This window comes from Haloterrigena turkmenica DSM 5511 (assembly GCF_000025325.1).
GTDB classification, from domain to species: Archaea; Halobacteriota; Halobacteria; order Halobacteriales; family Natrialbaceae; genus Haloterrigena; species Haloterrigena turkmenica.
Window position 1 is genome coordinate 3,272,005 of the sequence record NC_013743.1, and the last position, 21,045, is coordinate 3,293,049.

Sequence of the window (21,045 nt, forward strand, 5' to 3'; positions counted from 1 at the left end):
GTGCGATCGAATCGGGGCTCGCGCACGGAATCTATTTGCCGTCGGCGCGTCACTGCGAACGTATGTCCGACGGCGCTTTCGAGGGATACGGCGGACGACACGTCCCCGACCTCCTGCAGGACCCACTCGAGCAGCTCGCGACCGCCTACGACGAGGTCGCCGATACCGACGACTTCCAATCGGAACTGCGCGGGCTCCTCGAGGAGTTCGCCGGGCGACCGACGCCGCTGTACCACGCCAGCAATTTGAGCGACCGGTACGGCGCCGAGATCTACCTCAAGCGAGAGGACCTGCTCCACGGCGGCGCACACAAGATCAACAACGCGCTCGGCCAGGCCCTGCTGGCCAAGCGGGCTGGCCGCGAGCGGCTCATCGCCGAGACCGGCGCCGGCCAGCACGGCACCGCGACCGCGATGGTCGGCGCCCTGCTGGACCTCGAGACGGAGATCTACATGGGGAAGAAAGACGTCGAGCGCCAGGAGATGAACGCCTTCCGGATGCGGCTGATGGGCGCCGAGGTCAACGAGGTGACCCGCGGCGGCGAAGGGTTGGCCGACGCCGTCGACGCGGCCCTCGAGGACTTCGCGGAGAACGTCGAGAACACTCACTACCTCGTGGGCAGCGTCGTCGGTCCCGACCCGTTCCCGCGGATGGTCCGGGACTTCCAGAGCGTCATCGGTCGCGAGGCTCGCGAGCAGTTTCAGAACCGGACGGGCGAGTTGCCCGACGCCGCAGTCGCCTGCGTCGGAGGTGGCTCGAACGCCATCGGGCTCTTCCACGCCTTCCGCGAGGACGACGTCGACTTCTACGGCGCCGAGGGCGGCGGCGAGGGGAGCGACTCGAACCGCCACGCCGCGCCGCTGGCACAGGGGAAAGACGACGTCATCCACGGGATGAAGACGCGCGTGCTCGACGACGACGTCGAGGTCCACTCGGTCTCCGCGGGACTCGACTACCCGGGTGTCGGCCCCGAACACGCCATGTTCCGCGCCATCGGGCGGTGTGAGTACACCGGGATCACCGACGAGGAAGCCCTCGCCGCGTTCCGCGAACTGAGCGAGACCGAGGGGATCATCCCGGCTCTCGAGTCCAGCCACGCGATCGCGCGGGCGATCCAGTTGGCCGAGGACGGCGACCACGAGACGATCCTCGTCAACCTCTCCGGCCGGGGCGACAAGGACATGGAGACCGCGGCCTCGAAATTCGAGCTATAGGCGCCCGACAGCGCTCAACCTGGCGCTTACAGCACCTCCCTGACGCGATCCGTCAGCGTCGCGGCCGTCTCGGGATCGAGTCGGTCCCGCGTCAGCGACACCGAGACGCCGTCCTCGGCCGTTCGCGGGAGCAGGTGCACGTGGGCGTGCTCGACGGATCCGACCAGCGGCCCGCTGGTGTGAAAGACGCTGAAGCCCTCGGGGTCGAGCGTCTCCTCGATCGCGTTGGCGACCCTCTGGACTGTCTCGAAGACGGCCGACGACACCGCCTCGTCGGTCGTCAGCAACTCTTCCGTGTGCTCTCTCGGGACGACGGGCGCGTGGCCCGTGACGGCGGGGTTCTCGTCGAGAAACGCGACGGTTCGATCGGTCTCGGCGAGCACGTGGGCCGACCGCTCGCCGGCGGCGATCCGGCAGAACTCGCAGTCGTCGGTCATAGTCGAACACTCGAGCGAGCGAACATATAGGTATCCCAACCGAAACGATCGACCGATCGTCGCGACCGACGGCGACGGCCTATAACAGGCCGTACTCCGCCTGGAGCGTCCGGTACTGCTCGAGGTATCGCTCGGCGACCGCCGACCGATCGTAGTCGGCGAACCGGTCGTCGAACGTCCGGTGTTCGAGGTCGCCGGCTGCGAGAATAGCGTCGGCGAGCTCGTCCTCGCTGGTCGTCCGGAACCCCCGATCCCAGCCCTCGACGAGTTCGTGGGCGCTCGAGTCGACGTGGTACTCGACGATGCCGACGCAGCCGGCGGCCAGCGCCCACAGCATCTCCGTGGGGAACACGCAGTGTTCGGCCGTCTGCGCGAAGACGTGTGCCCCGCGGTAGGCCGCGATCCGCTCCTCGAGCGAGCAGTCGCCGACGAAGGAGAGCCGGTCCTCGATTCGGAGGTCCCTCGCGAGTCGCTCGTAGGCCTCGCGCTCGGGCCCGTCGCCGATCACGGTCGCCGTCCAGTCGCGACCGCGGAGTTCCGCCAGCCCGAGCAGGAGACTCTCTAAGTTCGCCCCCTCGTCGAGCCGCCGGGCGTAGACCACGTCGACGCGGTCGTCGGGCGTCACCTCCTGAACGCGCTCGAGGTCGATCGAGTTGGGAACCGTCTCGACGCGGTCGCCGTCGGCACCGCGTTCGCGGACCCACGTGGCGACGAGCTCCGAGGGCGCGACGATCCGATCGCCTCGCTTCGCCGCTCGTCTGGTCCACCGGTCGTCGGCGACGCCACCGTCGCCGTACCACTCGGCGACCAGCGGCGCCCGCGCGAGCCGCGCCCCCCAGCCGGCCGCCAGCAGCGCGGTCGACGGGTGCGCGTTCGCGTGGACGATATCCGGCCCGGCCGCCGCGAGGTCGAACGGGAGCCGCAGGCAAAACGAGCGCCGTGCGTCGGGGTCGTCCGTGACGGCCCGGTAGGTGACGTCGTCGCGCTCGAGCGTCGGCGAGTCGTCGTCCCAGAACCGGGCACAGAACAGGTGGATGTCGTGGCCCGCGTCGCGGAGGAGCTCGAGGGTCGACTGGAGGCGCCGGTTCGTCTCGGTATCGCGGTGGTGTACCGTTTCGAGCGAGACGAACGCGATTCGCATACTCGGTCGCCACGTACCCCCAGGCTATAAAATCACTTTTTTCGTTGCGTTCGACGGCCCATCGCGCTCGTCGCGCCGGCGATTTCGGCACGTATCGACGTGACTCGAGCGGGTCTGCTATCTGGTCGACGTGAACGGACGCGAGAAATTAGTCGTCGGGTCGCGGTTCGTGATCGCTCCGATCAGTTGTCGCTGCCGTTTTCGACTTCGTTCTCGGCGTCCTGTCGATTCGTAGGAACAGTGTCGACCAGACGACGCTGGCCGGCTCGGCGAGCACGAATCGGTTCGGACGCTAGCAGCGGTCTGGGACCGGTTCGAACCCCTCATTCGTCGTCAACGACCGGGAGCATATCGCTAAAGAAGCCGGTGATTCGGTCGACGATCGAATTCCCGTCGTCACCGTCGCGTTCTGACGGGGCCGTCGTGTCTCCCGTACTGTCGTTGGCTTCGTCTCCCTCGGATTCACCGGCCGCGTCGGATTCGTTATCAGTACCTTCAGATTCGCCGGTTTCGGAGTCCTCGCCCGACTCGTTACTGTCCGTGTTGTTGGTCTCGTCACTGTCCGTCTCGCTAGTTTCATCGTCCGAATCGTTCCCCTCATCTGTACCGTCCTCACCGGAACCGTCTCCGTCCGAATCGTTTTCATCTCCGTCGCCTCGATCCGGTGAGTCGTCGGCTGCATCGCCCTCGTCGTCGGTTTCGTTGGCCGCAGTCGTGTCGTTCTCGGCCGCGGCCCCGTCGTCCTCGAGGTCGTCGATATCGACCGACTCCTCGCTGTCGGTGGTCTCCGACTCGCCCGTCGAAAACCCGACGCCGATCGCGGCGATCGTCAGCCCGAACGCAACGAGCACGACGACTACCATCGCGAGGACCGCGCCGGTCGAGACGCGCTCGCCGGCGTCGGGTTCGCCCCCAGTATCTTGCATCGTATCGCAGGCTTTCGGCTCGAGGCAGTTTGTTACGCGTTGCGATCAGGCGACGAGTCGTCGAGTTGAACGGCGATCTGCGCGGGCGTGCGCGTCGCAGACACCGGAATCGTTCGTTTCGTCCGCGGGACTCGATCGCCCGCCGCTGTAAGATCACCCTAGCCGCGCTACGATGCCGAACCGATTTCGGACAACACGGTTCGGCGCGCGATCCCTCTCGACTGCGACCGGCGGTGAACGGTCGGGACCCGTCGATCCCCGGTAACGACGTCGCCTCAACCCAAACCACTACCCACTCGAGGCGTCATCCCCGTGTATGGGCAGCTACGAGATCGAACGCTACCTCAATATTCGAAGCGCCTACGGAACCTCCTTCGGTCCCGACGGCGAGCGCCTCTCCTTCCTGATGAACACGACCGGGACCCCGCAGGTCTGGACGCTCGAGGAGCCGCGCGCGTGGCCCGAACAGCGGACCTTCTACGACGAGCGGGTGACCTTCGCCTCGTGGTCGCCGGAGCGGCCGGAACTGATCTTCGGGATGGACGAGGGGGGCAACGAGCGCGCCCAGTTATTCACACTCGACGCCGAGACGGGCGAGATCGAGAACGTAACGGCGATGCCCGAGGCCAAGCACCGATGGGGCGGCTGGAGCCACGACGGCGAGCGGTTCGCCTTCGCCTCCAACCGCCGCGACGAGTCCGTTTTCGACATCTACGTACAGGATCGGGACGAAACGGGCGACGACGCCGACCTCGTCTACGAGGGCGACGGTTGGCTCTCGCTGTCGGGGTGGAGTCCCGACGACTCCCGGCTGCTGGTCTCGCAGGCGTACTCCAACTTCGACCAGGACCTCTACGTGCTCGACCTCGAGGACGACGAGCCCGGCCTCGAGCACCTCACTCCCCACGAAGGCGACGTCCGCTATCAGAGCGCCAGCTGGGCCCCGGACGGCGAGGGAATCTATCTCGTCACGGACGAGGGCGACGCCGACACGCTCTATCTCGCGTATCTCGACCTCGAGACGAAAGCGCTCGAAACCGTCGCCGACGGCGACGGATGGAACGTCGGCGGCATCGCGCTGGACGACGAGACCGGCCGGTTCGTTTACTCCCGGAACGTGGAGGGCTACACAGATCTCACCGTGGGTAAATTCGACGAGAGCGATCCCACCGAGTTCGAGACGTTTCCCGAACCCGATCTGCCGGGCGGGATCTCCGGCGGCGTGAGCTTCGATCCCGACGCCGAGCGCTTCGCGCTGTCGACGACCGGCGACACGGTCAACACGAACGTTTTCGTGGTCGACGTCGAGAGCGGCGAGACCGAGCAGTGGACGCACGCACCGACGGCGGGCATCCCCTCTGAATCGTTCGACGAGTCCGACCTCGTCCACGTCGAAAGCTTCGACGGGCTGGAAGTGCCGGGCTTTCTCACGCTCCCTGACGACTACGAGGAAGGGGATGCAAACGACGGCGACGGCGTCCCCGTCATCGTCGACATCCACGGCGGCCCCGAGAGCCAGCGCCGCCCCTCCTTTTCCTCCGTCAAGCAATATTTCCTCGACCGAGGGTACGCCTACTTCGAGCCGAACGTCCGCGGCTCCGCGGGCTACGGCGCCAACTACGCCGCGCTGGACGACGTCGAGAAGCGGATGGATTCGGTCGCCGACATCGCGACCTGCGTCGAGTGGCTGCAGGACCACCCCGCCGTCGACCCCGATCGGATCGCCGCCAAGGGCGGCTCCTACGGCGGCTTCATGGTGCTGGCCGCGCTGACCGAGTACCCCGACCTCTGGGCGGCCGGCGTCGACGTCGTCGGTATCGCCAACTTCGTCACCTTCCTCGAAAATACGGGCGACTGGCGCCGCGAACTCCGCGAGGCCGAGTACGGCTCGCTGGCGGAGGACCGCGAGTTCTTAGAGGAGATCTCGCCGACGAACAACATCGAGAACATCGAGGCGCCGCTGTTCGTCCTCCACGGCGCGAACGACCCGCGCGTCCCCGTCGGCGAGGCCGAACAGATCGCCGAGAAGGCCGAGCAACAGGGCGTCCCCGTCCGAAAGCTGATCTTCGAGGACGAAGGCCACGGCTTCTCGAAACTCGAGAACCGCATCGAGGCCTACTCTGCGATCGCAGACTTCCTCGACGAGCACGTCTGATCGACTCGAGACGGATTCGGGCCGCCGGTTTTGTTAGTCCGTGTCGGACGTTAATCGTTCCCCATTACCTTAGCAAGACTTACAGTTCAGTGGTCTGGAGATACATGTATGCCCGCTATCAAAACGACCGCCCTGACCAAACGGTACGGCGGGGACGTCCTCGCGGTCGACGGCCTCGACCTGACCGTCGAAGAAGGCGAAGTCTTCGGCTTTCTCGGACCCAACGGCGCCGGGAAGTCGACGACGATCAACATGCTGCTCGACTTCGTGCGCCCCTCCGAGGGGACCGCGACGGTGCTCGGCCTCGACGCGCAGGCCGACACCGACGAGATCCGCCACCGGATCGGCGTCCTCCCCGAGGGTGCGAGCGTCTACGACCGACTCACCGCGCGCGAACACCTCCAGTGGGTCATCGACACTAAGGGAACCGACGACGACCCGGACGCCCTCCTCGAACGGGTCGGACTCACCAGCGAGGACGGCGATCGAGCCGCCGGCGGCTATTCGAAGGGGATGACCCAGCGACTGGGCTTCGGCATGGCGCTGGTCGGCGACCCCGACCTCCTCATCCTCGACGAACCCTCTTCGGGACTCGACCCCACGGGAATGCAGGAGATGCGCGAGATCATCCAGCAGGAGGCCGAACGGGGGACTACGGTCTTCTTCTCGAGTCACATCCTCGGCGAGGTCGAGGCCGTCTGTGATCGAATCGGGATCATGAACGAGGGGAACCTCGTCGCGACCGGCACGCTCGACGACCTGCAGGGCGACCTCGACCTCGGCGCGCCGATCTCGCTCGAGGTCGCCGCCGTTCCCGATTCGCTCGCCCTCGACTCGCTCGAGGGCGTCCGCTCGGTCAGCGTCGAGGGGACGACGATCACGGCGACCTGCGCCGACCCCTCGGCCAAGGTCGACGTCGTCGAGCGCGTCGCGCAGGCGACGACCGTCGAGGACATCATCTCCGAGGACACCTCCCTCGAGCAGCTTTTCAACAGCTACACGAACGGCGAACGCGCGACCGAAGACGAAGCGGTTCCCGCGCCGGAGGTGTCGGCATGAGCACGTTAGCCGTCGCGAAGAAGGACTTCCTCGACGTTCGGCGAGCCAAGATCGTCTGGTTCGTCTCGAGCCTCTACGTGCTCATCGCGGTGTTGATGTTCTACTTCGGTCAGAACAACGCCGACGATCCCGAGTTCTACTACGCGTTGACCGGACTGACCGGCAACGGAGCGATGATCCTCACCCTCGTCGCGCTCGTGACCGCCTACCTGGCCATCGCCGGCGAACGCGAGTCCGGGAGCATCAAGTACATGCTCTCGATCCCGAACAGTCGCCGCGACGTCGTCCTCGGGAAGTTTCTCACCCGCTCGGCCGTCGTCGTGGGATCGATCCTCGTCGGATTCGGGATCGGCGCCGTTCTCGGGGTCCTCTGGTATCCGTCGATCGACGTCGAAATGTTCCTCGGAGCGCTCGCGTTGACGATCCTGTTCACCCTGACGTACGTCTCGGTCGCGGTCGGTATCTCCGCCGCGACGGCCTCGCGATCGCGGGCGATGGGCGGGACGATCGGCTTTTTCTTCGTGACGACCGTCCTCGCCCTGTTCAGAATGGTGAGCTTCGCGCTCGACTGGATCCTCAACGATATCTTCAGCCTCGAGCTCTCCCGGAACGCCCTCACCTTCATCGAAGCGGTCATGAGTCCGCTGATGGCGTTTTTCGGCGCGATGGATCTCGTCTTTCCGTCCCAAGCCAGCCGAACGGCGCCGGACAGTCCGTGGTACCTCGAGGGCGAAGTGATGATCGTCATCCTGCTCGCCTGGCTGGTCGTCCCGCTCGTGCTCGGCATCTGGCGGTTCGAGCGCGCCGATCTGGGCTGATCGCCGAATCCAACGTCCGACTGTCGCCCCTCGAGTGCCGCCCGTCGGCAGTTGAACTATCGCGTCAGTCGATGACGCCCGTTTTCGTCGCGACCTCGATCGCGGCCCGCTCGTTCATCCCGTCGCCTAAGATCGTGTAGCGGTCGCGGATCTCGTGGCAGGTCGTCAGGGCCTCGAGAACCGTCTCGTCGTTGATTCCGAGTTCGGCGGCGGTCGTCGGCGCGTCGATGCTCGAGAGGGCGTCCCGAATGTCCCGCCAGATGCCGTCCTCGCCGCCGTGTAAGTAGGCGGTCATGATCGAGCCGACACCGACCTGATGGCCGTGCAGCGCCGCATCGGGCGCTAGCCGATCCAACTGGTGCGAGAAGAGGTGTTCGGCGCCGCTGGCGGGCCGCGAGGAGTCGGCGATGCTCATCGCCACGCCCGAGGACATCAGCGCCTTGCTGACGACCCAGGCCGACTCCTCGAGTCCCGGGCGGATGAGGTCGGCGTTGTCGACTAAGATCTCGGCAGTCATCTCCGAGAGCGCGGCGGCGTACTCGGAGTATTCGACGTCCTTGAGCCGTTTGGCGAGTCGCCAGTCCATCACCGCGGTGTAGTTGGAGATGATGTCGGCACAGCCCGCGGTCGTCAGTTCCCACGGGGCCTGCGAGAGCACTTCGGTGTCGGCGACGACCGCCAGCGGCGGCTTGGCCGCGACGCTGTGGCGGGTGTTGCCGTCCGGGACGGAGCCTCGATTACTGATGACGCCGTCGTGACTGGCCGCCGTCGGCACCGACAGAAAGCCCATCTCGAGGTGGTGGCTGGCCATCTTGGCGATGTCGATGGCCTTGCCGCCGCCGATGCCGATCAGGTAGGAGGCCTCGGCGGCTTCGGCGGTCTCGATCACGTTCTCGACGGCCTCGAAGGACGCCGTCTCGACGGTGACGACGGCGGGATCGATCCCGGCCGCCTCGAAATCGGCGGCGATCGGGTCCGCGGCGACGTCCTTCGGCGTCGGACTGGTCACGAACAGCGGCCGCCCCTGCAGGTGCAGATCGTCGACGACATCGACGACTCGGTCGATGACGCCGTGCCCGACCACGACGTTGCGCGGCAGGCGAATCCACGTCGACTTCTCGAACATACTCACCCAGACTCACCCGTGGGCCATGTGTTTTTCCTGTCGTATCCGTCGGGGCCCGACCCCGATCCACGCCGTCCGTTGGCCGTCAGACGGTGTCCAGAATCCCCAGCACGCGTTCCTCGGCGTCCCGATCGGGGCCGTGCTCGCTCCCGTCGCGGTCGCTCTCGAGGTGGGCGTCGACCGCCCGTTCCATCGCCTCGGCGGGCGGCGTCGCCTCCCAGCCCAGATCGGCGAGTTTCGCCGTCGAGAGGACGTGTGGGTAGTCCCGATAGAGCACGTAGTCGTCGAGTTCGATGTCGCCGGCGGCGAGTTCGCGCGGGCCGGCGGTGACGATTTCGATGTCGGTCGCGAGCCGGTCGGCGATCAGTTCGACCATCTCCGCGAGCGTCACGAGCCGTCGATCGCCGACGTTGTAGGCCTCGCCGGGCTCGCCGCGCTCGGCGACGATCCGGAGCGCGCTGGCGACGTCCTCGACGTACGCGCGGTGCCAGACGTTGGTGCCGTCGCCGGGGACGACGACGCGGTCGAAGCGGTTCACGCGGTCGATCCACCAGTCGAGGCGCTCCGTGTAGTCGTGGGGACCGTAGACGACCGGCGGACGGACGCTCATCGCGTTCACCCCCTGCTCGGCGGCCGCGAAGACGGCCCGGTCGCCCTCGGCCTTCCGATTGCCGTAGCTCTCGCTCGAGTCGTCGGTCGCCTGATCGGGCGTACAGGGCTCGAGGGGCGTCTCGTCCTCTCGCTTGGGAATGTCCTCGCGGCCGTAGGCCGAGCCGCTGGAGACGTAGACGTAGGCCTCGCAGTCCTCGAAGATCCGCGTCGCCTCGCGGACGTCCCGGGGCTGGTAGGCCACGCAGTCGAAAACCGCGTCGGGGTCGATGGTCGTCGCGGCCGCCTCGAGGGCCGCTTCGTTCGCCCGGTCGCCCTCGACGCGGTCGACCCGGTCGTCGTCCACGAAGGGGTTCTCGTGGCTCCCTCGATTGAGGATCGTCACGTCGTAGTCGTGCTCGAGTAGCTCTTCGACGAGGTGGCGGCCGATAAAGCGCGTGCCGCCGATAACGAGTGCGTCGTCCATATCCGATCCTCGACGGTCGCGTGGAAAACGGTGGCGAACCGGACGGCGATCCGACCCGCCCGACGTCGGCGAGTCCGGCCGACCGCCGCGTCGGAAGTAACTATTCGACGCAGCCGAAAGTCACTCTCGGCACGAACTGGTTCTTTTTCCCCGTTCGTCGTAGCCGACGTTACCCATGACATCACAACAGCGGCCGGAGCGCTCTCCCGAGTATCCCCTCGAGTGCGATCACTGCCACTATCCGATCCCCAGCGAACCCGAGGAAACCGACGACGGGCAGTTCTGTTCGACGGCCTGTCTCGAGGCCAGCGAGGACGACGAGGACGAGATGCCCGATCCGAGCGCGTACAAGCGCATCGTCACGGGCGTCGAACCCCTCGATTCGCTGATTCCCAACGGCGTCCCCGCCGACTCGTTCGTCTGTCTCTCTGGCACGGCGGGGACCCGTCGGAGCGAACTGCTGACCGAACTCGTCTGGCGCGCCATCGAGCGCGGCGAGCCGGCCGTTCTCGTGACCGCGACCACGCCGCCGGCGGCGGTCCTCGAGCGCTTCTTCGAGAACGGCTGGAACGTCCTGCCGGCCCTCGAGGACGACCGCCTCCGGCTCGTCGACTGCTTCACCCACCGGCTCGCCGACCGCGACGCGTTCCGCGACCACCGGGGCGAGTGGATCGAGTTCGTCGGCGAGGCCGCCGCCGACTCGATCGTCCCGATCGAGGAGCCGACCGACGTCGAACCGATCCTGCGCGAATGCAACGCGGCGCTCGACGACCTCGAGATGACCGAGACCGGACTGGTCGCGATCGATTCGCTGAGCGAACTCGGCCGCGGCCTCGAGACGGACCACGTCCACGAGTTCGTCACGGAGACGCGGGCGACGGTCTGCAAGGCGCGGTACGTCCCGATCTTCGGCGGCTGGACGGCCGGCGACGAGGGCGTCGCGATGGACGAATCGATCTTCGACGGCGTCGTCGACCTTCGGCTGGCCGATCACCTCGAGCCCGACACGCGACTCCGGCAGCTGGGCGTCCGGAAGCTGACCGGCGCCCGCTACCTCCCCCAGTGGATCACCTACGAGTACGAACCGGTCCGAGGACTGGTCGCGTCCGTCGTGGAGTCCGCCGGACAGGCGACGCCCGGTGGGCCGCCGTCACGAGAGATGCAGGGCGTTCGGGAGCGGCGCTGACACGTTCGGGCACGGACACGCTAGCGCGCGCTTTCCTTTTATCCGCCCGGGCGGCCCACCACACGGTGTCGACAGCACTGCGGTGCCGGCCCCGTCCACAATCCGCCGACACCGCACGGCCAGGCATCGAGACGAGTGATCACCGAGCGACCACAGCGTCACCACAGTCACAGCCATGAACGATCGATACGACCGCGACCGACGAGACCGAGGCACCGACCGCTCGAGCGACGCCGAGCGAGACGATCGGTATCGCGAGTCCGAGGGGCGACAGCACCACGACGACCGCGGCTGGGTACACGGACTCTACAGCCGCGGCGGCAGCGAGGAAACGGGTGCGAACGGCCCGTCTCGAGGCGATTCCGAGGAGGCTTCTCGAGGCCGATCTGAGGAGTGGCACAGTTCGGAGGAAGACGTCCGCGGGACCGCCGGCGAACCGGACTACGGCCGACGCTCCGCCGGCGGTGACCGCCAGCAGGGTCGCCGCGAGGAGGCCGGTCGCGGTGAGCGAACGCAGCGCGAACAGCAGGGCCGTGAGATGAGCGGCCAGCAGGGCCAGCGCGGACAGCCCCAGCGGAATCGGGGCGGCCGAGACCAGCAAAGCGGGTTCGAGACCGACGCGATCCGAGAGTCGAACCTTCAGTACGGCGGCGAGGCGCGCCACGAGCGCCAGCAGTCTCAGCCACAGGGCGGGCAGCGTCCCCAGCAGATGGGCGACCAACAGCGTCGGAGCGGTCAGCAGGGCCAGCCCCAACAGCGCGGCCAGCAGGGCCGCCAGCGAATGGGCGAACAGCAGCACGGGCAGCGTGGCCAGCAGAACCAACGGATGGGCGGTCGACAGCGCGGCCAACAGGGACAACGCAGCCGGGAGGACCGTCAGGGAATGGGCGAGCGACAGCGCGGGCAACAGTCGCCACAGCGCGGGTCTCAGGAGTACGAACAGCGCGGTCAGCAGGGACAGGCCCGCGAGCGAACCGGGCAGTACGAGCACCACGGCGGCTCCGAACAGTCCCGCCGCGAGCGACAGCGCCAGCCCGGGAGCCAGTTCGAACCCGACGTGAGCGACGACGCGGACCTCGAGTACGGCGGCGAAGCGCGTCGGCGACAGAGCGGCGCCCAGTCGCAGCCCCCCGGTGGCCGGCGGGAACAGCGCGGCCAACAGCGCCAGCAACAGACCGGCGGTCAGCAGCGTCGGCAACAGACTGGCGGTCAGCGAGGTCACCAAGGGACGGGCGAGCAGCGCGGTCACCAAGGAATGAGCGGCCAGCAGAATCGCCAACAGACGGGCGGCCAACGCGGACGGCAGACGGGCGGTCAACAGCGCGGACGACAAGACCGCCAGCAGACGGGGCGGCAACAGGGCCAGCGCGGACAGCCCCAGCGGACTCGAGGCGGCCAATCCCAGCAGGGCCAGCAGAGCGGCTTCGAGACCGACGCGATTCGGGAGTCGAACCTCCAGTACGGCGGCGAAGCGCGCCACGAGCGCCAGCAGTCACAACCACAGGGCGGCCAGCAGCCCCAGCAGATGGGCGGCCAGCAGCCTCGACAGACGGGTGACCTGCAGCGTCGCCCCGACCAGCAGGGCGGGCGCGAACGCGGAATCAACGAACGAATGCCCCGCGGCGAGGCGGAGATGCAGGACCAACAGAACCAGCGGGATCGCCGCGAGCGCGGCTATCGAGGCCAGCAGCAGGACCAGCGACGCCAGCGCGGCCAGCAAGGACGGGGGCAACAGTCCGATCGCGGTCAGAGCCAGTACAACCAACAGAGCCAGGGCCAGCGCGGCCAGCAACACCAAGACCGACAGGGCCAGCCCCGCACTGGTCGCGAACAGCAGGGTGGCGGCCAACGGACCGGCGACCGGAGCGATATCGGCTCCCCCGAGCAGTACCAGCCCGAGAATCGGTCCGGCGGCGGCCTCGAGCACCAGCCCCAGAGCCGGCGCTCCGAGCGGGGCGACTGGACCGACGAACCGGAGTTCGACCGGGAGTACCGGAGCCCGAACGATCAGGAGTCCCGGCGCGCGGACGACCGCGGCGAGCAGGGCCACAACCGCGACTGGAACCGCGACCGCTAACGGCCGCGTCCGTCTCCGCCCGTCTCGAGTCGATCCGATCTACCCGCGTTTCGAACCGACCTCGTTTTTGTCGCGTCGCACCCGACGTTCGACCATGAGCGAGAGCGGTACCTACGTGCTCGTCGTCGACGTCCCGCGAGCGACGACCCTCGAGGTCGGCGCGCTGGGCGAGCGCGAGTTCCCAGCCGGCGCTTACGCCTACGTCGGCAGCGCGTTCGGTCCCGGCGGCTTCGGCCGGATCGACCGCCACCGGGAACTCGCCCGCGGCGAGCGCGACACGCGACACTGGCACATCGATTACCTGCTGGGCCACCCCGGGACGACTCTCGAGAGCGCGATCGCGTTCCCCGACGACGACCGGGAGTGCGAACTCGCGGCGTCGCTGCCGGGCGAGCAGGTCGACGGCTTCGGGGCCTCGGACTGCGACTGTTCGGGGCACCTGCTGACCCCTCCGAGCGCCGACGCTGCGGTCGTTCGCGAGGCAGCTCTCGCCGAAGGCGGTCGCCCCTACTTCGAGTAGTCCGCTGTCGCTCGCGGCGACCGAGACCGCGACTGCGAACCGCCACCGCGAGTTATGTGAATTCGTGTTGAACGGTACCTATGACCGAATCCGAGGCCGACGATGCGGTCGATCCGGAACTGCGCGACGACGCGATGAAACGGTTTCCGGTCCCCGACCTCGAGGACCTTCCCGAGGACCTCAGGGAACGCATCGCGGAAGAGACCGAGCGGGCCGGGTTCACGCCCAACGTTTTCGCGGCGATGGCGTACAAGCCCTCGCAGTTCCGCGCGTTCTTCGACTACCACGACGCGCTCGTCGAGGACACGGCCCTCGAGCGCGAGGAGATCGAGATGATCGTCGTCGCCGTCTCTGGCGTCAACCACTGCTACTACTGCAACGTCGCTCACGGCGCGCTCGTACGGATCTACGCCGAGGACCCGCTCCTCGCGGACCAACTGGTCGCGAACTACCGGACCGCCGATATCAACGACGCACACCGCACGATGCTCGACGTCGCCGTGAAACTCACCGAGCGGCCGACTGAGGTCGAGCCGGACGACCTCGAGGCGCTTCTCGAGGCCGGCTTCAGCGAGGAAGCGCTCTGGGACATCGCGTCCGTGACGGCGTTTTACAACCTGAGCAATCGGCTCGCGATGTTCGCCGATATGCGTCCCAACGAGGAGTTCCACACGCTCGGACGAGAGTGACTGGTGGCTCGAGAACGGGGAGCTCAACCGAAAGAATGGAACGAACGGTCGGGTAGCCGATCAGTCGTCGCTCGTCGCGAAGCTGGTTGATTCGGCCTCGGCGGCCACGTCGGGTGCACCGGGGAGTTCCTCGCGGACGTCGTCGCTGCCCTGCTCGGTGATCGCCTCGTAGTAGGCCTCGGGCATCACCTTCACGAAGGCCTCGAGCGCGCGCTCCCAGTTCTCGAGCAGGAGTTCGCCCCGCTCGGAGCCGGTGTAGGCGACGTGGTTCTCGACGAGTCGTCGGAGCATCTGCTCGTCTTTCTCCTCGAGGGCGTCGTGCAGCGAGACCATGCCGGTGTTGGCCTTTGCCTCGAACTCGCCGTCAGGGTCGTAGACGTAGGCGACGCCCCCGCTCATCCCTGCGGCGAAGTTCTTGCCCGTCTCGCCGAGCACGGCGACGACGCCGCCGGTCATGTACTCGCAGCCGTGGTCGCCGACGCCCTCGACGACGGCCTTGGCGCCGGAGTTGCGGACGGCGAAGCGCTCGCCGGCGACGCCGTTGACGTACAGCTGGCCGTCGGTCGCGCCGTAGAGCGCGACGTTGCCGATCGAGATGTTCTCCGTCGGGTCGTAACCGGCGGTCTCGGGCGTGCGGATCGTGATCTTGCCGCCCGAGAGGCCCTTGCCGACGTAGTCGTTGGCGCTGCCGTCCAGGTGCATCGAGACGCCGCTGGCGAGGAACGCACCGAAGCTCTGTCCGGCGGTGCCCTCGAGGTCGACCGCGATGGTGTCCTCGGGGAGCCCGGGTTCGCCGTAGCGGCTGGTGATGCGGTTGGAAAGCATCGCGCCGACGGTGCGGTCGACGTTCGTGACCTCGGCGTCGATCGAGACCGGTTCCTGCTCTTCGATCGCGTCGGCCGCGGCCTCGATGAGATCGCGGTCGAGCTGGTCCTCGAGTTCGTGGTCCTGCTCGCGGATCTTACGGCGGACGTCGCTGCCGGGGTCCGCCAGGACCTCCGAGAGGTCGACGTTGCGGGCCTTCGGGTGGTCGACGTCGTCGCGCTGCGCTAAGACGTCGACCTGACCGATCATCTCGTCGAGGGTCTCGAAGCCGAGTTCGGCCATGAGCTCGCGCAGCTCCTGCGCGATGAACGTCATGTAGTTGATGACGTGCTCGGGCTCGCCGGGGAACCGCTTGCGCAGGTCCTCGCGCTGGGTAGCGACGCCGACCGGGCAGGTGTTCTTGTGACACTGCCGGGCCATGACGCAGCCGCCGGTGACCAGCGAGGCGGTCCCGAAGACGTACTCCTCGGCGCCCAGCAGCGCGGCGACGGCGACGTCGCGTCCGGTCTTCATTCCGCCGTCGGCGGAGACCCGGATGCGGTCGCGCAGGCCGGTCGCACAGAGCATCTGGTTAGCCTCCGCGAGGCCGAGTTCCCACGGGAGGCCGGCGCTCTTGATCGAGGTGCGCGGCGAGGCGCCCGTCCCGCCGTCGTGACCCGAAATGTGGACCACGTCGGCGTTGGCCTTCGCGACGCCGGCGGCGACCGTGCCGATGCCGGCCTCGGAGACCAGTTTGACGTTGATGTCCGCCTCCTCGTTGGCCGCCTTGAGGTCGAAGATCAGCTGCTTCAGGTCCTCGATGGAGTAGATATCGTGCAGCGGCGGCGGCGAGATGAGGCCGACGCCCGGCGTGGACTTGCGGACGTGGGCGATCATCTCGTTGACCTTCGAGCCGGGGAGGTGGCCGCCCTCGCCGGGCTTGGAGCCCTGGGCCATCTTGATCTGGAGTTCATCGGCGTTCGAGAGATACGTCGACGTGACGCCGAAGCGGCCACTGGCGACCTGCTTGACGTTACACTCGCGTTCGGTGTTGAACCGCTCCGGGGGCTCGCCGCCCTCGCCGGAGTTGGACTTGCCGCCCAGCCGGTTCATCGCGATCGAGTTGTTCTCGTGGGCCTCTGGCGAGAGGCTCCCGAGGCTCATCGCGGCCGTCGAGAACCGCTCGACGATGTCCTTGATCGGCTCGACGTCCTCGACCGGGATCGACTCGCGATCGGAGTCGAACTCGAGCAGCCCGCGCAGGGTCTGGAGGTTCTGTTGCTGATCGTTGATCTTTTCGGCGAACTCCTGGTAGCGCTCGTAGTCGTTCGAGCGGACGGACTGCTGGAGCGCGCCGACGGTGTCGGGGTTCCACTGGTGGTGGATGCCGCCCGAGCGGTGTTCGAACTCGCCCTGTCGCTGGAGGTTCGGATCGTCCTCGTCGACGAAGGCGGTCTCGTGGCGCTCGCGGAGGTCGTCCTCGATCTCGGGGAGGCCGATCCCTTCGGTGCGGTTCTCGGTGCCCTCGAAGTACTCCTCGACGAGGTCGCTATCGAGTCCGACGGCCTCGAAGATCTGGGCGCCCTGGTAGCTCTCGACCGTCGAGATCCCCATCTTGGCCATGATCTTCAGCAGGCCGTCCTCGACGGCGCCGACGTAGGCGTCGATGGCGACCTCGGTGTCCGCGCCGTCCTCGCCCGCGGTGATGTCCGCGATGGTCTGGTAGGCCAGGTACGGGTTGACGGCGCCGGCGCCGTAGCCGACCAGCGTCGCGAACTGGTGAACGGTGCGCGGGTCGGCCGATTCGACGACGAGGCCGACGTGGTTGCGTAGCCCGTTGCGCACGAGGTGGTGGTGGACTCCGCCCGTCGCCAGCAGGCTCGGGATCGCGATCCGATCCTCGTCGACGTTCCGGTCTGAGAGAACGATGACGTCGTGGCCGTCTTCCTCGATCGCCTCGACGACGTCCTCGCGGACGCGTTCGATCGCCTCGCGGAGACCGTCGCCCGGCTCCTCGCTTTCGGGCTCGTAGGTGATGTCGATCGTCGCGGCCGTAATGTCGTTGGCCTCGCAGTCGCGGATCGACTCAAGTTCGGCGTCGGTCAGGATCGGCGAGTCGAGTACGAGCTGGCGGGCGTGCTCGGGGGACTCGTCGAGTAAGTTGCGCTGGTAGCCGAGCCGCGACTCCATCGAGGTGACCAGTTCCTCGCGGATGTAGTCGAGCGGCGGGTTGGTGACCTGCGCGAACAGCTGCTTGAAGTAGGAGAACAGCGGTCGGTTGAACTCGGTCAGGACCGACAGCGGCGTGTCGTCGCCCATCGAGCCGACGGGATCCTTCCCTTTCTGCATCATCGGCTCGATCAGGTTCTCGAGCTCGTCGTGGGTGTAGCCGAAGGCGGCCTGATAGTCGCGAAGGTCGTCGACTTCCTGCCGGGGCGCGCTGTCGTCGGTCGTCCGAATGTCGTCGAGGTGGACCTGTTCCTGTTCGACCCACTCGCCGTAGCGCTCGTCGGTGAGGTCGTCGAAGACTTCCTCGTCGGGAATGACCCGTCCCTCTCCGGGGTCGGCGAGGAAGAGCTGTCCGGGCTGGAGGCGACCCCGCTCCTCGATGTTTTCGGGGTCGGTATCGAGGGCGCCGGCCTCGCTGGCCATGATCAGGCGGTTGTCGGACGTGACGTCGTACCGGCAGGGGCGCAGGCCGTTGCGGTCGAGGACGGCGCCGACGCGTTCGCCGTCGGTCGCCGCGACCAGCGCGGGACCGTCCCACGGCTCGACGAGCGAGGCGTGGAAGTCGTACCAGTCTTTCCGATCCTCGTCCATCGCGTCGTCGCCGCGCCACGCCTCGGGGACGAGCATCCGCAGGGCGTGTGCGAGATCGCGGCCGTCCTGCATCAGCAGTTCGAGGGCGTTGTCGACGCTCGCGGTGTCGGACTGATCCGGGTCGTCGATGATCGGCTTGACCGCCTCGAGATCGGAGAGTACGTCGCTCTCGATGTCGGTCTCGCGGGCCCGCATCCAGTTGATGTTGCCCTGAATGGTGTTGAACTCGCCGTTGTGGATGATGTTCCGGTAGGGGTGAGCGAGGTGCCAGGCGCCGAGCGTGTTCGTCGAGAACCGCTCGTGGACCATCACGAACGTCGACTCCATGCGCTCGTCGGTCAGGTCGGGATAGTAAGAGGGGACCTGGACGCCTTTCAGCAGCCCCTTGTAGACGATCGTCTTCGCGTCGAGCGAGACGACGTAGAAGCGCTCCTTGTTCTCGATATCCGCGTCCTCGACGGCGTTCTCGAGGGCTCGTCGACCGACGTAGAGGCGTCGATCGAACGTCTCCTGATCGATGTCGTCCTCGGGAGCGACGACGACCTGCCGGACGTCCGGTTCGGAGTCGACGGCGGTCTTCCCGAGATCCGCGTTATCGGTCGGGACGTCCCGCCACTCGAGAACCTCCAGATCGTAGGTCGAAAGCGACTCCTCGACGAGCGAGACGAGCGCCGAGCGTGCCGCGTCGTCCTGTGGGAGAAAGAGCGAGCCGACGGCATAGAGCTCGGGGAGATCGGTCTCGAGAACGTCCTCGAAGAAGGCGTCAGGTCGCTGCAGCATGATACCCGCCCCGTCGCCGGTGTTCTTCTCCGCGCCGGTGGTTCCGCGATGCTCGAGATTTCGGAGTAGTTCCAATCCGTCGGCGACGACATCGTGTCCCCCATCCCCATCGAGGTCCATGACGACGCCGACGCCGCAGTTCGACCGTTCGTCCGCGGGGTCTACGAGCCCCCGCGAACGCTCGGCGGATGACGCTATCTGTGACTGTGACATACACCCTCATTACGAGAACTGGTATAAGAGACTGTCCCATTATGGCTAAGTGTATTATAAACACATATAATCGGATATAAGGCCTATAGGCATTCTATACAAGTATCATAATTGATCAGCGTAATCCGTCGCTAGGGACGTGTACCGGCCGTTCACCGCCGAAGCTGGTAAGCGAAACCCGTCTCTGAAAGTGGGTACTGTCTTTGAAAACCGACGTTCTCGAGCGGGAAGGAATCGCTGCCCGGGCAGGGCAGCAGTGTCAGAGGCACGTAGTGCTCACCCACCAGAGTGAACACCACATCCGTTCGTACTCTCTCTTCCCGTAAGGAAGATTCGGTTAAAGAGTTAGGCTCTGGTGGTTACACCGAATTCACTATTCGTGGACAGTCTCGCCACCGACTCCACGTGAGCCGACTGCGGACGAGAAACGAGTTACGCCTCGAGTCGACGTGAGTACGCTGCCCGAGTAGAACGGAAATACCCGACTGAAGTCGACGGCGAACCGACGGCGATCAGTACGACTTCGCGAAGTAGGCGATCTCGTCGGCGGGATCGCCGCAGACGCCGCACTCGTCGTGCTCGGGTTCGGGCACCTCGCCGCTCGACTGTCCGCCCACGTCCTCGAGCGGTTGCATGACGATCTCGGCGGCGATCTTCTCCTTGATGGCCTCCTCACAGGCCTCGTCGCCGCACCACGGCGTTTTCACGTAGCCGCCGTGTTTACCGATCGTGCCGAGGATGTCTTCGGGGCTGTGGGCCTCGCGGATGTTCTCTTCTAAGTTCTCCTCGGCCGTCTCGTAGAGCTTGTCGTAGATCTCGTCGAGGTGTTCGTCGACGCTCTCGACGATTTCGTCGCGGTCCTCGACGGACTCCTCGTTGTCCGGCCGGTGGACCATCGTGACCTCCTCGTCTTCGACCTCGTAGGGGCCGATCTCCAGTCGCAGCGGCACGCCGTTGAGCTCGTGCTCGTTGAACTTGAAGCCGGGATTGCGCTCGTCGCGGTCGTCGAGTTCGACGCGGAAGCCGGCGTCCTCGAGTTCGTCGGCGATGTTCTCGGAGTACTCGAGAACGTCCTCCTTGGTGTCTTCCTGCCAGATGGGGACGATGACGACCTGCGTGGGAGCGATCGTCGGCGGGAGAACAAGCCCCTGATCGTCGGAGTGGGTCATGATGAGCGCGCCGAGCGCTCGCCAGGAGAGCCCCCACGAGGTGGTGTAGGCGGTCCGTTCCTCCTCATCCTCGTCGACGAAGGTGATGTCGAACGCCTCCGCGAAGCTCTGGCCGAGGTTGTGGCTGGTCGCGCCCTGCACGGACTTGCCGTCGGGCATCAGCGCCTCGACGGTCGTCGTCGTGTCCGCGCCGGGGAACTTGTCGTGCTCGGGCTTCTTTCCGCGAAGCACCGGAATCGCGAGCACGTCCTCGTAGAGTTCTTCGTACTGTCCGAGTCGGGTCCAGACCTCGTCCCACGCGCCCTCGTCGCTCGCGTGTGCGGTGTGGCCCTCCTGCCACATGAACTCCTTCGTCCGGAAGAACGGCTTCGTCTCGGTGGCCTCCCACCGGACGACGGAACACCACTGGTTAATCCGCAGCGGCAGGTCGCGGTGGCTGCGCGTCCAGTCGGCCATGAAGGGCGCGATGATCGATTCGCTGGTCGGCCGGACCGCCAGCCGCTCCTCGAGTTCCTCGTGGCCGCCCTGAGTGACCCAGGCGACCTCGGGGTCGAACCCCTCGACGATGTCCTTCTCGCGCTCGAGGAAGCTCTCCGGGATGAACATCGGGAAGTAGACGTTGTCGACGCCGGTCTCCTTGAACCAGCCGTCGAGCGCGTCCTGAATACCCTCCCACAGCGCGTAGCCGCGGGGCTTCGTGACGATGAAGCCGCCCATCGGGGCGTAGTCCGCGAGGTTGGCCTTCTGGACGACTTCGGCGTACCACTCGCCGGGTTTGTGCGATTTCGACTCGGTGATTCCGAGTTCCTGGCTCTCGTCGCTCATTGGTATGTCAT

15 protein-coding genes are annotated in these 21,045 nt (G+C 66.7%); 8 read left to right on the forward strand and 7 right to left on the reverse strand.

What is annotated here, in order from left to right; translation table 11 throughout:
* The first annotated feature begins 62 nt into the window (after positions 1–62).
* Complete coding sequence (gene trpB, locus HTUR_RS15685; protein ID WP_012944308.1) at positions 63–1,214, forward strand: tryptophan synthase subunit beta; 1,152 nt, start codon at positions 63–65, stop codon at positions 1,212–1,214.
* A gap of 26 nt (positions 1,215–1,240) precedes the next feature.
* Here the strand turns inward: trpB and HTUR_RS15690 are convergent, their stop codons facing one another.
* The 3 genes from HTUR_RS15690 to HTUR_RS15700 all read right to left on the reverse strand — a co-directional run bounded on the left by HTUR_RS15690 (position 1,241) and on the right by HTUR_RS15700 (position 3,718).
* Positions 1,241–1,651 carry an HIT family protein gene (locus HTUR_RS15690; RefSeq protein WP_012944309.1) on the reverse strand — a complete coding sequence of 137 codons (411 nt, stop codon included), beginning with the start codon at positions 1,649–1,651 and terminating at the stop codon, positions 1,241–1,243.
* Positions 1,652–1,730: 79 nt separating this feature from the next.
* Positions 1,731–2,792: a glycosyltransferase gene (locus HTUR_RS15695; RefSeq protein ID WP_012944310.1), complete on the reverse strand. Its 1,062-nt coding sequence runs from the start codon at positions 2,790–2,792 to the stop codon at positions 1,731–1,733.
* 323 nt (positions 2,793–3,115) lie between these two features.
* A complete protein-coding gene (locus HTUR_RS15700) occupies positions 3,116–3,718 on the reverse strand; it encodes a hypothetical protein (RefSeq protein ID WP_012944311.1) in 603 nt (200 codons plus the stop codon).
* Positions 3,719–4,034: 316 nt separating this feature from the next.
* On the opposite strand from HTUR_RS15700, the gene HTUR_RS15705 reads away from it, so the two are divergent.
* The 3 genes from HTUR_RS15705 to HTUR_RS15715 all read left to right on the forward strand — a co-directional run bounded on the left by HTUR_RS15705 (position 4,035) and on the right by HTUR_RS15715 (position 7,750).
* Entirely contained in the window at positions 4,035–5,873 is a 1,839-nt protein-coding gene (locus tag HTUR_RS15705; RefSeq protein ID WP_012944312.1) for a S9 family peptidase, read from the forward strand.
* Positions 5,874–5,981: 108 nt separating this feature from the next.
* On the forward strand, positions 5,982–6,932 hold the full coding sequence (locus HTUR_RS15710; protein WP_012944313.1) for an ABC transporter ATP-binding protein: 951 nt from the start codon (positions 5,982–5,984) through the stop codon (positions 6,930–6,932).
* Positions 6,929–7,750 (forward strand): ABC transporter permease subunit, encoded by an 822-nt coding sequence (locus HTUR_RS15715; protein ID WP_012944314.1) that lies wholly within the window; start codon positions 6,929–6,931, stop codon positions 7,748–7,750. Before HTUR_RS15710 ends, HTUR_RS15715 begins: the two co-directional genes overlap by 4 nt.
* Before the next feature lie 64 nt (positions 7,751–7,814).
* Here HTUR_RS15715 and HTUR_RS15720 read toward each other — a convergent pair whose 3' ends face one another.
* Together HTUR_RS15720 and HTUR_RS15725 are read right to left on the reverse strand one after the other, a co-directional pair.
* Positions 7,815–8,876: an NAD(P)-dependent glycerol-1-phosphate dehydrogenase gene (locus tag HTUR_RS15720; RefSeq protein WP_012944315.1), complete on the reverse strand. Its 1,062-nt coding sequence runs from the start codon at positions 8,874–8,876 to the stop codon at positions 7,815–7,817.
* 85 nt (positions 8,877–8,961) lie between these two features.
* The gene (locus tag HTUR_RS15725; RefSeq protein WP_012944316.1) at positions 8,962–9,951 is read right to left on the reverse strand and encodes an NAD-dependent epimerase/dehydratase family protein; all 990 of its coding nucleotides are present in this window, start codon (positions 9,949–9,951) and stop codon (positions 8,962–8,964) included.
* 175 nt (positions 9,952–10,126) lie between these two features.
* Here HTUR_RS15725 and HTUR_RS15730 point away from each other — a divergent pair, with 175 nt between their 5' ends.
* The 4 genes from HTUR_RS15730 to HTUR_RS15750 all read left to right on the forward strand — a co-directional run bounded on the left by HTUR_RS15730 (position 10,127) and on the right by HTUR_RS15750 (position 14,423).
* Positions 10,127–11,137: an RAD55 family ATPase gene (locus HTUR_RS15730; RefSeq protein WP_012944317.1), complete on the forward strand. Its 1,011-nt coding sequence runs from the start codon at positions 10,127–10,129 to the stop codon at positions 11,135–11,137.
* A gap of 175 nt (positions 11,138–11,312) precedes the next feature.
* Complete coding sequence (locus HTUR_RS26785; protein ID WP_148225347.1) at positions 11,313–13,214, forward strand: hypothetical protein; 1,902 nt, start codon at positions 11,313–11,315, stop codon at positions 13,212–13,214.
* Between the two features lie 94 nt (positions 13,215–13,308).
* Positions 13,309–13,734: a GIY-YIG nuclease family protein gene (locus HTUR_RS15745; protein ID WP_012944320.1), complete on the forward strand. Its 426-nt coding sequence runs from the start codon at positions 13,309–13,311 to the stop codon at positions 13,732–13,734.
* Between the two features lie 80 nt (positions 13,735–13,814).
* Complete coding sequence (locus HTUR_RS15750; protein ID WP_012944321.1) at positions 13,815–14,423, forward strand: peroxidase-related enzyme; 609 nt, start codon at positions 13,815–13,817, stop codon at positions 14,421–14,423.
* Between the two features lie 60 nt (positions 14,424–14,483).
* Here HTUR_RS15750 and gltB read toward each other — a convergent pair whose 3' ends face one another.
* Both gltB and proS read right to left on the reverse strand, forming a co-directional pair.
* Positions 14,484–19,040: a glutamate synthase large subunit gene (gltB, locus tag HTUR_RS15755; RefSeq protein ID WP_012944322.1), complete on the reverse strand. Its 4,557-nt coding sequence runs from the start codon at positions 19,038–19,040 to the stop codon at positions 14,484–14,486.
* A 512-nt stretch (positions 19,041–19,552) separates the two neighbouring features.
* Positions 19,553–21,034, reverse strand: coding sequence for a proline--tRNA ligase (gene proS / locus HTUR_RS15760; protein ID WP_012944323.1), 1,482 nt, complete (start codon positions 21,032–21,034; stop codon positions 19,553–19,555).
* Positions 21,035–21,045 lie beyond the last annotated feature (11 nt).

What these genes read in the sequence shown, in the direction of transcription:
- trpB (WP_012944308.1), top strand. Translation starts at nt 63, where the DNA reads ATGTCCGACGGCGCTTTCGAGGGATACGGCGGACGACACGTCCCCGAC.
- HTUR_RS15690 (WP_012944309.1), bottom strand. Translation starts at nt 1,651, where the DNA reads ATGACCGACGACTGCGAGTTCTGCCGGATCGCCGCCGGCGAGCGGTCG.
- HTUR_RS15695 (WP_012944310.1), bottom strand. Translation starts at nt 2,792, where the DNA reads ATGCGAATCGCGTTCGTCTCGCTCGAAACGGTACACCACCGCGATACC.
- HTUR_RS15700 (WP_012944311.1), bottom strand. Translation starts at nt 3,718, where the DNA reads ATGCAAGATACTGGGGGCGAACCCGACGCCGGCGAGCGCGTCTCGACC.
- HTUR_RS15705 (WP_012944312.1), top strand. Translation starts at nt 4,035, where the DNA reads ATGGGCAGCTACGAGATCGAACGCTACCTCAATATTCGAAGCGCCTAC.
- HTUR_RS15710 (WP_012944313.1), top strand. Translation starts at nt 5,982, where the DNA reads ATGCCCGCTATCAAAACGACCGCCCTGACCAAACGGTACGGCGGGGAC.
- HTUR_RS15715 (WP_012944314.1), top strand. Translation starts at nt 6,929, where the DNA reads ATGAGCACGTTAGCCGTCGCGAAGAAGGACTTCCTCGACGTTCGGCGA.
- HTUR_RS15720 (WP_012944315.1), bottom strand. Translation starts at nt 8,876, where the DNA reads ATGTTCGAGAAGTCGACGTGGATTCGCCTGCCGCGCAACGTCGTGGTC.
- HTUR_RS15725 (WP_012944316.1), bottom strand. Translation starts at nt 9,951, where the DNA reads ATGGACGACGCACTCGTTATCGGCGGCACGCGCTTTATCGGCCGCCAC.
- HTUR_RS15730 (WP_012944317.1), top strand. Translation starts at nt 10,127, where the DNA reads ATGACATCACAACAGCGGCCGGAGCGCTCTCCCGAGTATCCCCTCGAG.
- HTUR_RS26785 (WP_148225347.1), top strand. Translation starts at nt 11,313, where the DNA reads ATGAACGATCGATACGACCGCGACCGACGAGACCGAGGCACCGACCGC.
- HTUR_RS15745 (WP_012944320.1), top strand. Translation starts at nt 13,309, where the DNA reads ATGAGCGAGAGCGGTACCTACGTGCTCGTCGTCGACGTCCCGCGAGCG.
- HTUR_RS15750 (WP_012944321.1), top strand. Translation starts at nt 13,815, where the DNA reads ATGACCGAATCCGAGGCCGACGATGCGGTCGATCCGGAACTGCGCGAC.
- gltB (WP_012944322.1), bottom strand. Translation starts at nt 19,040, where the DNA reads ATGTCACAGTCACAGATAGCGTCATCCGCCGAGCGTTCGCGGGGGCTC.
- proS (WP_012944323.1), bottom strand. Translation starts at nt 21,034, where the DNA reads ATGAGCGACGAGAGCCAGGAACTCGGAATCACCGAGTCGAAATCGCAC.